At 69.6% G+C, this 13,118-nt stretch carries 13 protein-coding genes; 2 read left to right on the top strand and 11 right to left on the bottom strand.

Features of this window, described 5'->3' with window-relative positions; translation table 11 throughout:
* Window positions 1-16: 16 nt before the first annotated feature.
* The 6 genes from V6V88_RS24365 to V6V88_RS24340 form a co-directional block, all read right to left on the bottom strand.
* Window positions 17-889 (bottom strand): amidohydrolase family protein, encoded by an 873-nt coding sequence (locus tag V6V88_RS24365; protein WP_223573181.1) that lies wholly within the window; start codon window positions 887-889, stop codon window positions 17-19.
* Window positions 890-891: 2 nt separating this feature from the next.
* Window positions 892-1,953, bottom strand: coding sequence for an isocitrate/isopropylmalate family dehydrogenase (locus V6V88_RS24360; RefSeq protein WP_223573179.1), 1,062 nt, complete (start codon window positions 1,951-1,953; stop codon window positions 892-894).
* A gap of 32 nt (window positions 1,954-1,985) precedes the next feature.
* On the bottom strand, window positions 1,986-2,990 hold the full coding sequence (locus tag V6V88_RS24355) for a tripartite tricarboxylate transporter substrate-binding protein (protein ID WP_338616780.1): 1,005 nt from the start codon (window positions 2,988-2,990) through the stop codon (window positions 1,986-1,988).
* A 32-nt stretch (window positions 2,991-3,022) separates the two neighbouring features.
* On the bottom strand, window positions 3,023-4,012 hold the full coding sequence (locus V6V88_RS24350) for a tripartite tricarboxylate transporter substrate binding protein (RefSeq protein ID WP_338616777.1): 990 nt from the start codon (window positions 4,010-4,012) through the stop codon (window positions 3,023-3,025).
* Between the two features lie 27 nt (window positions 4,013-4,039).
* Window positions 4,040-4,672, bottom strand: coding sequence for a GntR family transcriptional regulator (locus V6V88_RS24345; protein WP_174245413.1), 633 nt, complete (start codon window positions 4,670-4,672; stop codon window positions 4,040-4,042).
* Between the two features lie 85 nt (window positions 4,673-4,757).
* Entirely contained in the window at window positions 4,758-5,666 is a 909-nt protein-coding gene (locus V6V88_RS24340) for a LysR substrate-binding domain-containing protein (RefSeq protein WP_338616772.1), read from the bottom strand.
* A gap of 142 nt (window positions 5,667-5,808) precedes the next feature.
* Between V6V88_RS24340 and V6V88_RS24335 the strand changes: the two genes are divergently transcribed.
* Window positions 5,809-6,786, top strand: coding sequence for a tripartite tricarboxylate transporter substrate binding protein (locus tag V6V88_RS24335; protein ID WP_142052943.1), 978 nt, complete (start codon window positions 5,809-5,811; stop codon window positions 6,784-6,786).
* Window positions 6,787-6,869: 83 nt separating this feature from the next.
* Complete coding sequence (locus V6V88_RS24330) at window positions 6,870-8,279, top strand: amidase family protein (RefSeq protein WP_338616770.1); 1,410 nt, start codon at window positions 6,870-6,872, stop codon at window positions 8,277-8,279.
* A 17-nt stretch (window positions 8,280-8,296) separates the two neighbouring features.
* Here V6V88_RS24330 and V6V88_RS24325 read toward each other — a convergent pair whose 3' ends face one another.
* The 5 genes from V6V88_RS24325 to V6V88_RS24305 are packed head-to-tail and all read right to left on the bottom strand — an operon-like array spanning window position 8,297 to window position 13,117.
* Window positions 8,297-9,034: a carboxymuconolactone decarboxylase family protein gene (locus V6V88_RS24325; protein WP_223573168.1), complete on the bottom strand. Its 738-nt coding sequence runs from the start codon at window positions 9,032-9,034 to the stop codon at window positions 8,297-8,299.
* Window positions 9,022-10,203, bottom strand: coding sequence for an SDR family oxidoreductase (locus tag V6V88_RS24320; RefSeq protein WP_338616768.1), 1,182 nt, complete (start codon window positions 10,201-10,203; stop codon window positions 9,022-9,024). The genes V6V88_RS24325 and V6V88_RS24320 overlap by 13 nt, the downstream gene beginning before the upstream one ends.
* Window positions 10,203-10,961, bottom strand: coding sequence for a glucose 1-dehydrogenase (locus V6V88_RS24315; RefSeq protein ID WP_338616767.1), 759 nt, complete (start codon window positions 10,959-10,961; stop codon window positions 10,203-10,205). The genes V6V88_RS24320 and V6V88_RS24315 overlap by 1 nt, the downstream gene beginning before the upstream one ends.
* Before the next feature lie 9 nt (window positions 10,962-10,970).
* Window positions 10,971-11,915, bottom strand: a complete 945-nt coding sequence (locus tag V6V88_RS24310; RefSeq protein WP_338616764.1) for an acyl-CoA dehydrogenase family protein — start codon at window positions 11,913-11,915, stop codon at window positions 10,971-10,973.
* A complete protein-coding gene (locus tag V6V88_RS24305; protein WP_338616762.1) occupies window positions 11,912-13,117 on the bottom strand; it encodes an acyl-CoA dehydrogenase family protein in 1,206 nt (401 codons plus the stop codon). The genes V6V88_RS24310 and V6V88_RS24305 overlap by 4 nt, the downstream gene beginning before the upstream one ends.
* Window position 13,118 lies beyond the last annotated feature (1 nt).

Below are 13,118 nucleotides of genomic sequence, written 5' to 3'. Positions count from 1 at the left end.
TCCGCTGCGCTAAGGACTAGAAACCATACAGCGCCGCGGGATTGGCCGCCAGCACCTGGCGGCGCAACGCCGCGTCGGGCAGCCAGGCCGCGATTTCGCGCAGCAGGCGTTCTGGCGGAACGTCGCGATAGGCGCTGACTTCGGTGGGCGCTTTGCCGGGTTCGCGGTTGGTGTGCGGCCAGTCGCTGGCCCACAGGGCGCGTTCGGGGTTGCGAGCGATGAAGGCGCGGGCCAGCGCGGTGACGCGCGTGGCCGCTTCGGTGTCATCGGGGTTGGCGCTGATGCGGTACGACGCGGACAGCTTGACGTACGCGGCGCCGTCACCGGCCAGCGCCAGCACTTGCCGCACGCGCGGATCGTCCAGCGGCAGCGCCGCCGGAATCATCGCAAAGTGGTCCAGCACCACCGGCACGGGCAGCCGGGCCAGCGCGGGGGCTGCGACGGCGATGGCGTCGAGCGAAGCGTAGACCTGCAGGTGCCAGCCTTGCCCCGCAAGGCGGCCGGCCCAGGCCGACAGCGCGCGGCTGACCGTGGCGGCGTCGCTGGCGCCCGTGCTTTCGAGGTTGACGCGCAGGCCGCGCACGCCGGCGTCGTGCAGGCGCGAGAGTTCAGCGTCCGCCACGCCCTCATCCACGACGGCCACCCCCCGTGCTGCGCCGTCCAGCGCCAGCAGGCTGTCCACCAGCAGGCGGTTGTCGGCGCCGTAGATGCTGGGCTGCACGATCACGGCATGGGCCAGGCCCAGGCGTTGCAGATGCGCGCGCAGCGCATCCACGGACGCGGGGCCGGGCGTGTAGGGCCGGTCCGCCAGCATGGGGTAATCGGCCTGCGGCGCCACGACGTGCACGTGGCAATCGCAGGCGCCGGCGGCAAGCTGCGGCGCCGTCATGATCAGCCCGCCTGCAGGCGCGCGACGAAGGCCGCGCCGGCTTCGCGCGTGCCCAGCTTGCCGCCCACGTCGCGCGTGCATTCCTGCGCGAGGATGGTGTCGGCAATGGTGGCCTGGATGGCGGCGGCGGCCTGCAGGAAGGCCTGGTTGCCGGTCTTTTGGCCGTGCCAGTTCAGGAGCATGGCGCCGGACAGGATCAGCGAGATCGGGTTGGCGATGTTCTGGCCGGCGATGTCGGGGGCCGAGCCGTGCGCCGCCTGTCCCATCGCGTAGTCGCGGCCAGCGTTCAGCGAGCCGCCCAGGCCCAGGCTGCCCGACAGTTCGGCGGTGAGATCGGACAGGATGTCGCCGAACATGTTGGTGGTGACGATGACGTCGTAGCGCTGAGGCGCGCGCACCACATGCGCCATCATGGCGTCGACGATCACGTCGTCGACGCGGACTTCCGGGAATTCCTGCGCGACCTGGCGGCACATCTCCAGGAACATGCCGTCGCCCAGCTTGAGCACGTTGGCCTTGTGCACCATCGTGACGTGCTTGTTGCGCGTCATGGCCAGCTCGAACGCCGTGCGCGCGATGCGCTCGCAGCACTGGCGGGTGATGCGGCGCAGGGACACGACGACGTCGGGCGTTATCAGCATCTCGCTGCCGCCGGACTCGACGTTGCGGTCGGCGTAGAAGCCTTCGGTGTTCTCGCGCACCACCACCAGGTCGAATTCGCCCAGACGCGCCTGCATGCCGGGGTAGGTCCGCGCGGGACGGATGTTGGCGTGCAGGTCCAGCTTCTTGCGAAAGTACATCGACGGATTGATCTCGCCGCGCGCTTCGTCCTTGAAGTCATAGGTGGCCATGGGGCCCAGCATCAGGCCGTCGGCCGCCTTGACCTTTTCAAGGAGGGCGGGCGTGACGGTGGCGCCGTGCTGCTTCAGGCTGTCGTGGCCCGCAATGTCGTGGTCGAACTGCAGGTTCAGGCCGAAGCGGCGCGAGGCGGCTTCAAGCACGTCGACAGCGACTGCCATGGTTTCGGGGCCGATGCCGTCGCCGGGGAGTACAACGATTTTCATGGAGCGTTTTCCTGTGGATGATTCGGCCGGGCTTATTCGACCTGGACCCCGGTGGCTTGCACCAGGTTCTGATATTTGGCGGCTTCGCTGCGCACGAAGGCCGTGAATTCCTGCGAGGTGTTCGGCCGCACGGCCGCGCCGTCGCCTTCGAGCCGCGACTTGATCGCGGGTTCGGCCAGGATGGCATTCAGCTTTGCATTGAGCTGCTCGACCACCGCGGGCGGCGTCTGCGCGGGCGCGAAGACGCCGCCCCACAAGCTGAATTGGAAGTCCGGCACGGCGGTCTCGCTGATGGTGGGCACCTTGGGCAGGATGCCCAGGCGCTCCCGCGAGGATACCGCCAGCGCCCGCAGCCGGCCGCTGTTGATGTGCGGCATGGCGGCCGATGCGCTGGAGAAGAAGCAGTCGACATGCCCGCCGAGCAGGTCCGACATGGCCTGGCCGGCGCCCTTGTACGGCGCGTGGATCATGCGTGTTTGCGTGCCCAGCGCCAGCGCGGCGGCGGCCAGATGGCCCGGCGTGGCGGTGCCCGACGACGCGTAGGCGATGGCGTCCGGCTTGGCGCGGGCGGCCGCGATCAGCGCGGCCAGGTCCGCATGCGGCGACTTTTCCGGCACGACCAGAACCAGGGGCGAATCCCCCACCAGGATCACCGGCGCGAACTCGCGCAGCGGGTCGTAGCCCAGCGACTTCATGGCATATGGGTTGACGGCGATCTCGCCGGTTTGGCCCAGCAGCAGGGTGTAGCCGTCGGCGGGCGCGCGCAGCACGATGCGCGATCCGACCGCGCCCGACGCGCCGGGGCGGTTCTCGACGATGAAGGTCTGCTTGAATTCCGTACCCAGGCGTTCGGCGAGGATGCGGGCGAATACGTCGCCCTGCCCGCCCGGGGCATAGGGCACGATGATCGTCACGGGCTTGGCGGGATAGGCATCCGCCGCCCGCGCCGCGCCGGCAAGGGTCAGCGCCACGCCGGCCGCCGCGCCTTGCAGCAGGCGGCGGCGCGCGGGGTTCAGGGGATGTTGGGGCTGCTGCATGGTGTCTCCTTGTTGTGCGTGTGGCGGGCCGGTCAGTCCAGCTTCATGCCGGACTTCTTGACCACGCCTTGCCACATCTCCAGTTCGGCGGCCAGGGCCTTGCCGAAGTCGTCGGGCGATCCGCTGATGGCCTGGGCGCCTTCGTGCTTCAGGCGGTCGGCGACCAGCTTGTCGGAGGCGGCGTCGTTGATGGCCTGGTTCAGCTTGCCGACGACCTCGGGCGGCGTGCCGGCCGGCGCCAGCACGCCCCACCACGTCGTGATGTCGAAGTCGGCAACGCCTGCCTCGGCCACGGTGGGCGTGTCGGGGAACAGCGGCGAGCGCGTCTTGCCCGTGACGGCCAGCAGGTCCACGCGCTGGTCGCGCACCTGCGACAGGATGGTGGGCACGGTGGCGAAAAACACCTGAACGCGTCCGGCCAGCAGATCGACGGTGGCCGGCCCACTGCCCTTGTAGGGCACGTGCGTCATGGCGGCGCTGGTCTTCTGCTTGAACAGTTCGCCGGCCAGATGGTTGATGCTGCCGTTGCCGGCCGAGCAGAAGTTCAGGTCGGCGCCCGGCTTGGCGGCGAGCTGGCGCAGGTCGGCGATGGAGGTCAGCTTCAGGTCCTTGGCCGTCACCACGAAGAGCGGGCCGCGGCCCAGCATCGCGATGGGCGCGAAGGACTTGCGCACGTCATAGGTGGTGCTGATGCCGGCGGCGGCATTGGTCACGAAGGTGGACGTCGCAAAAAGCAGCGTGTAGCCGTCCGGCCGCGCATTGGCGACCAGCGCGGCGCCGATGGAGCCGCCACCGCCGCCGCGGTTCTCCACGACCACGGACTGGCCCAGCTTGTCGGCCAGCGTGCGCGCCATGTCGCGCGCAATGCTGTCGGTGCCGCCGCCCGCCGCAAACGGCACCACCAACGTGATGGGTCGGGTGGGGTAGGAATCGGCGGACGCAGCCACCGGCGCGCAAAGCGCGGGCAACAGAAGGGCCAGCCCCGCCAGCAGCCGCTGCGGGGATACGTTGAACTGCTTCATCGACTTGTCTCCGATCGATGGCCGCGCTTATCCCTGGCGCAGCATCTTTAGGCGTTCCAGCAGGGCCTGGTGAATGTGGTGCTGCGCGGCGTCTTGCGCGCCTTGAACATCGCGGGCGCGGATGGCGTCGACGATGGCCTGGTGTTCCTGGTTGGAGCGGCCGGCCCGCTCCGATGAGCTGAGCGTGCTGCGTCCCAGCAGGTAGGTGGTCTCGGTCAGCGAATGCAGCGAGCGGATCAGGTAGCGGTTGTGCGCGGCGCTGTAGATGGCCTGGTGAAAGCGCAGGTTCTGGGCGACGGGGTCGCCGCCGTCGCCTTCGTCCAGGATGGCCTGCATGTTGGCGACTTCGGCGTCCGTGGCATGGCGCGCGGCGAAGGCGGCGGCAGCGCCCTCCAGCACTTCGCGCATGGAGTAGAGCTCGCCGACTTCCTGCTGGTCCATCGTGGTGACGACCAGTCCGCGGCCGGGCTCGTGCGTGATGAGGCCTTCGTCCTGAATGCGCTTGAGCGCTTCGCGCACGGGGGTGCGGCCCATGTCGAGCTGGTCGGCGACTTCCACTTCGCGCAGCCGGTGGCTGGGCGTGAACATGCCGGCCAGGATGCGGCGCTTGATCTCGTTGTAGGCCGCGAAGGCCTGCGAATTGCTCTTGGGAATGGGCAAGGCTGTCTCGATGCGTTTTTTGTATATTTTTGCATACAAAAAATCGGTCGACAATCCGGCCCCTGAAAATAGATGCTTGGCCGCCTTATCCGCCCAGCGGTGCGCGCGATACGTGACGCCGGAACAGGTCCGCCATGGTGGCCGCCGCCAGCGACAGCGGCGTGCCCTGCAGCGTCATGATGCCGATGCTGGCCACGGGCATGGGCACGTCGGCCCGGATGCGCCGGGCCTCGTCGCCGTAGGGCTTGATGTCCAGCATGCCGGACGGGCAGAGGATGAGCGCGTCGCTGCGGGTCATCAGGTTCCACATGACGCCGAAGGTGTCGCACTCGATGACCCGCTGGGGTTCGGGCAGGCGGTGCGCGCGCAGCCCGCGCAGAAAGGCTTCGGTGTGGCTGCCGGGCGATACGTTGAGCAGCCATTCGCAGCCGCGGATGTCGTCCCAACGCCGTGCGCGCGCCAGCGGATGGCCCTTGCGGCACGCGATCATGAATTCCAGCGGCCGCAGTTCCTCGAAGTCGAATTCCTGCCCGCCGGCGCCGTCGTTCATGCGCGAGGCCAGCGCGAAATCCAGCGCGCCGTTTCGCAGCGCGGGCAGCACCGCGGGGAGCAGTCCCTCGGAAACCTTGATCTTGGCGGCCGGCATGCTGGCGCGGAACTCGGCCAGCACGTCGGGCAGCACGCTCATCATCACCATGGGCGTCACGCCGACCGCCACGCGCGCCTGCGCGCCGCTGAGCAGCTGGCGGATGTCCTGGCGCGCCAGCGCAAGCTGCGCCTGCGCGAGGCGGGCCCGAACCGTGAGGTGCTCGCCGCATTCCGTGACGGCGATGCCCTTGGGGCTGCGCGTCAGGAGCGGCGCGTCCAGTTCGGTTTCGAGTTCCTTGATGGCCTTGGTCACGGCGGCCTGGCTCAGGTGCAGGCTGCGCGCGGCGGCGCGGATGCTGCGCAGTTCGGCCACTTTCAGCCACGCGCGCAATTGATGGTCTTTCACGGCGATGTGCCCCTGACAACCTGAGGTGGTCACCTTAACAAAAATATAGCCTTACACGCAGCGCGGACCATCCCTAAGCTGATCGTCGATCAGGCCCGGAAAGACCGATGGCCTGACCCGAAAAGCGCTTCAGGAGAATGCCATGCCGATCTTTGCCCGCCGTGCCGTTTCCTTGTTTCTTGTCCTCGTGGCCGCCACCGGCGCCAGCGCCGCCCGCGCCGACTGGCCGCAGCGGCCGATCAAGCTCATCGTCCCGTATGCCGCGGGGTCGGGCCCGGATGTGGTGCTGCGCCCGATTGCCGACGCGCTGGGCCGCGAGCTGGGGCAGCCGGTCATCGTGGAGAACCGGGGCGGTGCGGGCGGCATCGTCGGCACGCAGGCGCTGGCGTCGGCCGCGCCCGATGGCTACACCATCGGCTTCGGCAATATCGTCACGCTGGCGATCAACAAGAGCATGTACGCCAAGCTGCCCTACGACCCGCAACGCAGCCTGGCGCCCGTCAGCCTGGCCATCAGCAATGCGCTGGTGCTGATCGCACGCAACGGCCTGCCGGCCAGCAACGTGCAGGAGCTGGCCGCGTACGCGAAGCAGCATCCGGGCAAGGTCAGCGTGGGATCGCTGGGCGTCGGATCCAGCGCGCATCTGGCGGGGGAGATGCTCAAGAGCGAAACCGGCACCACCATGCTGCACGTGCCGTACAAGAGCGGCCAGCAGGCCGTGGTGGATCTGGCCGGCGGACAGCTGGACGTGATGATCGACAACGTGGCGGGCGTGCTGCCTTTCATCCGCGCGGGCCAGGTCAAGGTGCTGGGCGCCACCAGCCTGACGCGCGTGCCGGTGCTGCCGGATGTGCCGACGCTGGACGAATCGGGCTTGAAGGGATTTGAGGTCGTGTCGTGGGGCGGCATCGTGACGCCGGCGGGCACCCCGGCGCCGGTGATCGCCAAGCTGAACGCCGCCATTGCCAAGGCGTTGCAAGACCCCGCGGTGCAGAAGCAGAACGAGACGCTGTCGGTCGATGCCACGCCGTCCACGCCCGAGCAGTTCGCCAGCCTCATCGCTGCGGAGATTCCGCGCTGGGCGGCGATGGTCAAGCAGTCCGGCGCGTCGGCGGACTGAACGGTCGGCGCGGAACGGGCTTTGCAGCGCGCGTGCGCCGGCGCGGTCCGCGCAGAACAGGGTTATCAGAATAGGGAGACAACATGACGAACGCACTCTGGCGCTGGAACGCGCTCGACCTGGCCCGTGCCATCCGCAACGGTGAAGTATCCAGCCGAGAAGCCGTGCAGAGCTGCCTGGACCGCGCCGACGCGGTCAACGCCGCCTTCAATCCGCTGACGGAGACGTATGCGGAACAGGCGCTGCGCGCCGCGGATGCCGCCGATGCGGCGGTGCGCGGCAAGCAGGCATTGGGCGCGCTGCATGGCGTGCCGGTCACGATCAAGGCCAACGCGGATCTGGCTGGCACCGCCACGACCAACGGCGTGACGGCCTATCGGGACCTCATCGCGCAGGAGAACAATCCGGCGGTCGACAACTGGCTCCGCGCGGGCGCGGTTGTCATCGGACGCACGAATGTCCCGGCGTTTTCGTGGCGCTGGTTCAGCGACAACGATCTGCACGGCCGCACCGTCAATCCGTTCGATGTGGCGCGCACACCGGGCGGCTCAAGCGGCGGCGCGGCGGTGGCGGCGGCGCTGGGCGTCGGGCCGCTTGCGCATGGCAGCGATCAGGGCGGCTCGATCCGCTATCCCGCGTATTGCTGCGGCGTTGCGGGGCTGCGGCCCTCGCAGGGGCGGGTGCCGGGCTACAACGCCACGCAGCGCTCGGAGCGCCCGGTGGTATCGCAGATGGCGGCCACGCAAGGGCCTTTGGCGCGTACCGTCGCCGATCTGCGCTTGGGAGTGGCGGCGATGTCGGGTGGCGACGCGCGCGATCCTTGGTGGGTGCCTGCGCCGCTGGCGTTTCCCGATTTGCCAGGCAACCGTCGCGTCGCGCTGTTCGCGGGCACGGCGCAGCACAAGGCCGACGCCGCAGTGGCCGACGCGCTGCAACGTGCCGCCGGCTGGTTGCAGGACGCGGGCTACATCGTCGAGGTCGCCGAGCCGCCGCAGTTCGACGCCGCGGCCGCGCTGTGGCTGGACGTGCTGATGAACGAAGCCGCCGGGTCCATGCAGCGCGAGATCGAGCGCGCGGGCGATCGCGCCATCCGGAACGCGTACCAAAGCATGCTGGCGCACACGCCGCGCCGGGACAAGGACGGCTTCGTTCAAGCCATGGCGATGCGCACGACGATCCTGCGCGAATGGGGCCGCTTCTTTGAACGCTATCCCGTCCTGCTGATGCCGGTGTCGTTCGCGCTGCCTTTCCCGGTGGATCGGGATCAGCAGGGCGCCGACGTGATGGCGGACATCCTGCAGGCGCAGAGTCCGTTGATCTCGACGGCGATTCTGGGACTGCCGGGGCTGTCGGTGCCGGTGGGGTTGGCGCACGGTGTGCCAGTCGGCGTGCAGTTGGTAGCCGAGCGGTTCCGCGAAGACCTGTGCCTGGCGGCCGGCGAGGTCATCGAGACGCGGGCGGGCTGGTCGGTGCTGGAACGGCTTGGCATCTGACAGCGTCCCTTGCGGACCTAACCCGACGCGCCTGGATCCTTCTGCCGCGCATGGACGGCGGCGCCCAGCGCCGCGCCGTGGACGGCCAGATGCGCGCCCAACTGGATGGCCTGCAACAGGGCCTGGCGCGTCACCCCTTGCGCCAATCCCTCGTGGATCAACGCACGCGTGGTGTCCATGTCGCCCTGCGTGAAGCAGGCGTGCAGGGCGACCCGCACCAGCAAGCGCTCCGCGCGGGTCAATCCACCGGCAGGCGCGCCATGTTCCAGAAAATCGAGCAGGACAGCGACATAGCCCGGGTCCATCTCCGCCAGCCGCAGCAGACGGTCCGCCTGGTCCGGCCACAGCGCGGCGATGCGGGCGCGCAGGGCAGCGTCCGGATTCAGCGCAGGTTGGGGCGCGGCCTCGTGCAGCAGGTCGGCGGCTTGCAGCACCGCGCTCAGGCCCTGCATCGTGACCAGGTGCAGCACGTCGAACACGTCGGCATCGGTGGCGCCGGCCTCGCGCGCCATGCGCAGATGGGTGGTCAGGCCCGGCTCGAACAGGTGCGTGGCCGACGCATCGAGCGCCACGTAGATAAGCTCGACCATGCGGGTTGCCAGAGGTCCGGTCTTGGCCGGGTGTCCCGCGTACTCGGCGTAGTGCGCCAGAAAGCCCGGATTGGCGTGCAGCATCGCGTCCGTCCAGGGGCGCCAGTAGCCGCGCGCGGCGATGAAGCGGGCCTTGATCTCGTTCAGGTCGGTCAGCGGCTGCATAGCACTTGCCCCGTCAGATATTGGGCCTGCGCGCCGGCCACAAAACGCAGCAGGGGCGCCAGCGCCTCGGGCGTCGTGCCTTGCGCGATCTGCACGGCATTGATGCGGCGCGCCGCCGGCCCCCATTCGCAGGCCAGCGAGGCGATCAGCATGCGCGCGGCCGCGTGATCGCCGGCGTGTTCCCAATCCAGGCCGTCGTCATCGGGCAGCAAAAGCGTCAGGCTCGCGGGACCGTCCGCGGTAAAGCGCTGCGCGGCCTGCAATGCTGCTTCCAGCCGTTGCCCCGGTGCGCTGGCCAGCACCGTTGCGTCCAGCACGGCGGCGTAGCCGTCGCCAGCGGATTCACCGGGCAGCGGCGGCCAGTCGCCGCGAACGGTAAGGGATAGGGGCGCATCCGCCGGAACACGTCCGCTTCCGGCGGCAGGGGCATAGGTCTGGCTTCCGCCGTATACCGACGAACCGCCATCCACGCACACAAGTCCGCCGGCAAGCGAGGCCGCGTGCGTGCTGGAAAGGAAGGCGAGGGCGCATGCGATCTCGTCAGGGTCGGCCAACCGGCCCAGCGGGATCTTGGCCACGGCGCGTGCGGGGTCCAGGCGGCCCGAGGCGATCAGGCCAGCGACCAGTTCCGTCTGCACGTAACCGGGGCAGAGCACGGTGACGCGAAGGCCCGGATCCGACTGGGCCAGCGCACGGCTCTGCGCGATCAGTCCGGCCTTGCTGGGGCTGTAGCCGCCGCGCCACGGGATGGCGCGCAGTCCCGCGCCGGAAGCCACATTGACGACGCGCGCGCCGTCAGCGAGGCGGCCGCGCAGGGCGCTCACCAGGCGGGCCGGCGCGCGCAGGTTCAGATCGAGCAGGCGTTGCCAGTCGTCGGCCGCCTGGTCGACGGTGGGTCTATTGCTGCTGTCGGTCATCCCGGCGTTGTTGATGAGCGCATCCAGGCGCGGCATGCCGTCTGCCAGGGCGGCAATCTGCGACGCGTCCGTCAGGTCAGTGACGCGCGCCAAATGCTCTGCATCGGCGGGCGCGGGCAGCTCGGCCCGCAGGGCCTGCAGCGCCGGCGCATTGCGATCGACCAGCACACAGCGATGGCCCGCGGCCGCGAGCCGGCGGGCCGCCGCACGGCCAATGCCGCTGGCCGCGCCCGTGAGCAGGACGGTGTCCATCAAAGGGTCGTGAACGTGATGCCGCCGTCCACCACCAGCGCCTGCGCCGTGATGAAGCGGGCCTCGTCGCTGGCAAGAAACACGATGGCCTCGGCGATGTCGTCCACCGTGCCCAGGCGGCCCATCGGCGTGCTGGCGACGCGGCGCGCATCGCGTTCGGCGTTGCGGTTGCGCTGCGTGCCTTCCGTGGGCACCGCCGACGGGCAGACGGCGTTGACCCGGATCCGGCGCGCACCGAGTTCGGCGGCCGCCGCGCGCGTCACGCCCAGCACGCCGGACTTGATGCCCGAATACACGATGGAATTGGGTGCGGACTTGAGCGCGGCGGTGGATGCGACGTTGACGATGGCGCCGCCGCGCTCGGGGTCCATGACCTCGGCCGCCGCCTGAATGCCCCAGATGACGGCCTTGAAGCCGATGTCCAGCATGCGCTCCAGCGTGTCGGGCTGAATGTCGGGCGCGCTCTGGTAGCGCACCCAGGCGGCGTTGTTGACCAGGATATCCAGCCGCGAGCCATGCTCGGCGGCCTGCCGGACGGCTGCGCCGATGCCTTCGCGCGTGGCGACGTTCTGCACCACGGGAAAGGCATTGCCGCCTTCGGCCACGATGCCGGCCACGGCGTCATCCACCAGTTCCTGCTTGAGGTCGTTGACGCCGACTGTGGCGCCGCGCGCGGCGAGCAGGCGGGCGGTGGCCCTGCCGATGCCGGCGCCCGCGCCAGTGACGAGCGCGACGCGCCCGGCGAGATCTTGTGCCATGGTTGCTTCCTATACCGATTGAATGAAGGCGTGGCCGGCGCCGCGCGACAGCCCTGCAAACGCGGCGTCCAGCTTGCGCACCGCGCGCAGCGCGCGATGCAGGGGCAGTTCCCACGTGAAGCCCATGCCGCCGTGCAGGTGGATGGCTTTTTCGATGACGAAGGCCGCGTTGGCAAGCGCGCCAGCCAGCGCGGGCTGCGTGTCGCGTGGCGCGCCGTATTCGTCGGCGTGCGCAGCCCGTCGTATCGCGGCGCTGGAGACGTCCTGCAGCAGCCGCATGCGGGCCAGCAGGTGGCGCACGGCCTGCTTGGCCGACAACGGCCGGCCGAACTGCACGCGGGTGGCCATGTAATCGGCCGCCGCTTGTAGCGCGCCTTCGGCGGCGCCGTTGGCGAACTCGGCCAGCAGCAGGTGCGCCTGGCGGCGCAGCGCGGCCCATGCCGTTTCGTCCAGCCGCGCAAGCACCGGCGCGCCTGCCAGCGTGATCCAGGTTTGCGGATGATCGGGATCCAGCGCCGCCTGGTCGTCGCGCGGCAATGCCGTGGCATCGACAAGGGCCGCGCCCGCGCCGTCGGCCACCAGCGCCCAGTCGGCGGGCCCCTGATCCAGTCGCGCGTAACCGGCCTGCAGGCTGCCATGCCAGGCGATGCCGGCCAGGCATTCGCCGGCGGCCAGGGCCGCGGCCTGCGGCGTGCCGGCCAGCGCGCCCGCAAGCAGGATCTGTTCGGGAAGCGGCAAGGGCAGACGCAGACGCCCGGCCGCATGCGCGATCGGCAGCGCGAATTCGAGCGGGAGGCCCAGTCCGCCGTCGTCTTCGGCGGCCATGACCCCGCACAGCCCCGCCTGCGCCAGCACCTGCGCCATGGCGCGGGGATCCTGGCGGGTCAGGGCATCGGTGATCGCGGCGTCGGCGGCCTGCGCGAACTCCTCGGGACGCAGTTCTTCGTGGCTCATGTCAGGTCCTTGGGCAGATTCATGACGCGCTGGGCGATGACGTCGAGCTGCACTTCGGTGGTGCCGGCGTAGATCGTCTCGGCGCGCGAGAACAGATAGGCGGTGGTGAAGGCCTTCTGGGCGCGGCGCGCCAGGGCGCTGGAATGCGGCCCCACTTGCGACAGCAGCGACAGCGCCAGACCGGCGAACGCCTGATGGCATTCCGACCAATACAGTTTGGTGAGCGAACCGCGCGCGCCGATGGTCTCGCCACGCAGCATGCGCGCCACGGTCAGTTCGACCAGGCCCTTCAAGCCGTTGATCTCGCAGACCAGGTCGCCGACGCGGCGTTGCACGTAGCCGTCGTCAAGCGCGGGGGCCAGTTGCGCATCGGATTTGCAGGCGGCGATGAGCTGGCGCAGTTCGCATTCGAAGCGCCACGGGCGGTACATGCGGTTGGTGGCGCGCTCGATGGACAGTACCCGGATGGCGGCGTTCCAGCCTTCGTCCGGGGCGCCCAGGCGTGCGCTGTCGGGCACCACCACGTCATCGAAGAACACCGCGGCAAACGACTCCTTGCCGTCGATGGATTTGATGGGGACGACGCGGATGCCCGGTGTGTCCATCGGGACCGCGAACATCAGAAGGCCGCGGTGCTTGTCGGCCACGGTGCCGGTGCGCGTCAGCAGCAGGCAGTAGTGCGCCTTGGCCGCGCCGCTGGTCCAGATTTTCTGGCCGTTGATGCGCCACGTGTCGCCCTGCTGTTCGGCCTTGGTGCGCAGGCGGGCCAGGTCCGACCCCGCGTCCGGCTCCGAAAACCCCTGGCACCAGTACTGGCGCATTGCCAGGATCGCGGGCAGGAAGTCCTGCTTCTGCTGTTCGGTGCCCACGGCCATAATGATGGGACCGGCCAGTTCCTTGCCGATGGAACTGACGCTCTCGGGCATGGGCAGTGCGCCAATCTCCTTGTTCACGGCCAGATGCTCGCGCAGCGTCAGGCCGTGGCCGCCGTAGGCCTTGGGCCACGTCATGCCGGCAAGCCCCGCCTGATACATCGCGGCCTCCCAAGCGCTGCTTTCGGCGAGCGAGGGCGCTCGCCAGTCCAGGCTGTCGGCGCGCATGAAGTCGGGCAGGTTGGCGCGCAGCCAGGTGCGCGCGTGCTGGCGGTAGACCTCGGGACCCGCGGCAGGATCCGGGACCGCGGCGTGTTGTTCGAATTGCATG

The organism is Achromobacter sp. E1 (genome assembly GCF_037039475.1).
Classification (GTDB): Bacteria; Pseudomonadota; Gammaproteobacteria; order Burkholderiales; family Burkholderiaceae_B; genus Achromobacter; species Achromobacter mucicolens.
This window is presented reverse-complemented; position numbering and strand designations above follow the sequence as displayed.

Coding starts and splice junctions, on each gene's coding strand:
- V6V88_RS24365 (WP_223573181.1), bottom strand. CDS start 889: ATGACGGCGCCGCAGCTTGCCGCCGGCGCCTGCGATTGCCACGTGCAC.
- V6V88_RS24360 (WP_223573179.1), bottom strand. CDS start 1,953: ATGAAAATCGTTGTACTCCCCGGCGACGGCATCGGCCCCGAAACCATG.
- V6V88_RS24355 (WP_338616780.1), bottom strand. CDS start 2,990: ATGCAGCAGCCCCAACATCCCCTGAACCCCGCGCGCCGCCGCCTGCTG.
- V6V88_RS24350 (WP_338616777.1), bottom strand. CDS start 4,012: ATGAAGCAGTTCAACGTATCCCCGCAGCGGCTGCTGGCGGGGCTGGCC.
- V6V88_RS24335 (WP_142052943.1), top strand. CDS start 5,809: ATGCCGATCTTTGCCCGCCGTGCCGTTTCCTTGTTTCTTGTCCTCGTG.
- V6V88_RS24330 (WP_338616770.1), top strand. CDS start 6,870: ATGACGAACGCACTCTGGCGCTGGAACGCGCTCGACCTGGCCCGTGCC.
- V6V88_RS24325 (WP_223573168.1), bottom strand. CDS start 9,034: ATGCAGCCGCTGACCGACCTGAACGAGATCAAGGCCCGCTTCATCGCC.
- V6V88_RS24320 (WP_338616768.1), bottom strand. CDS start 10,203: ATGGACACCGTCCTGCTCACGGGCGCGGCCAGCGGCATTGGCCGTGCG.
- V6V88_RS24315 (WP_338616767.1), bottom strand. CDS start 10,961: ATGGCACAAGATCTCGCCGGGCGCGTCGCGCTCGTCACTGGCGCGGGC.
- V6V88_RS24310 (WP_338616764.1), bottom strand. CDS start 11,915: ATGAGCCACGAAGAACTGCGTCCCGAGGAGTTCGCGCAGGCCGCCGAC.
- V6V88_RS24305 (WP_338616762.1), bottom strand. CDS start 13,117: ATGCAATTCGAACAACACGCCGCGGTCCCGGATCCTGCCGCGGGTCCC.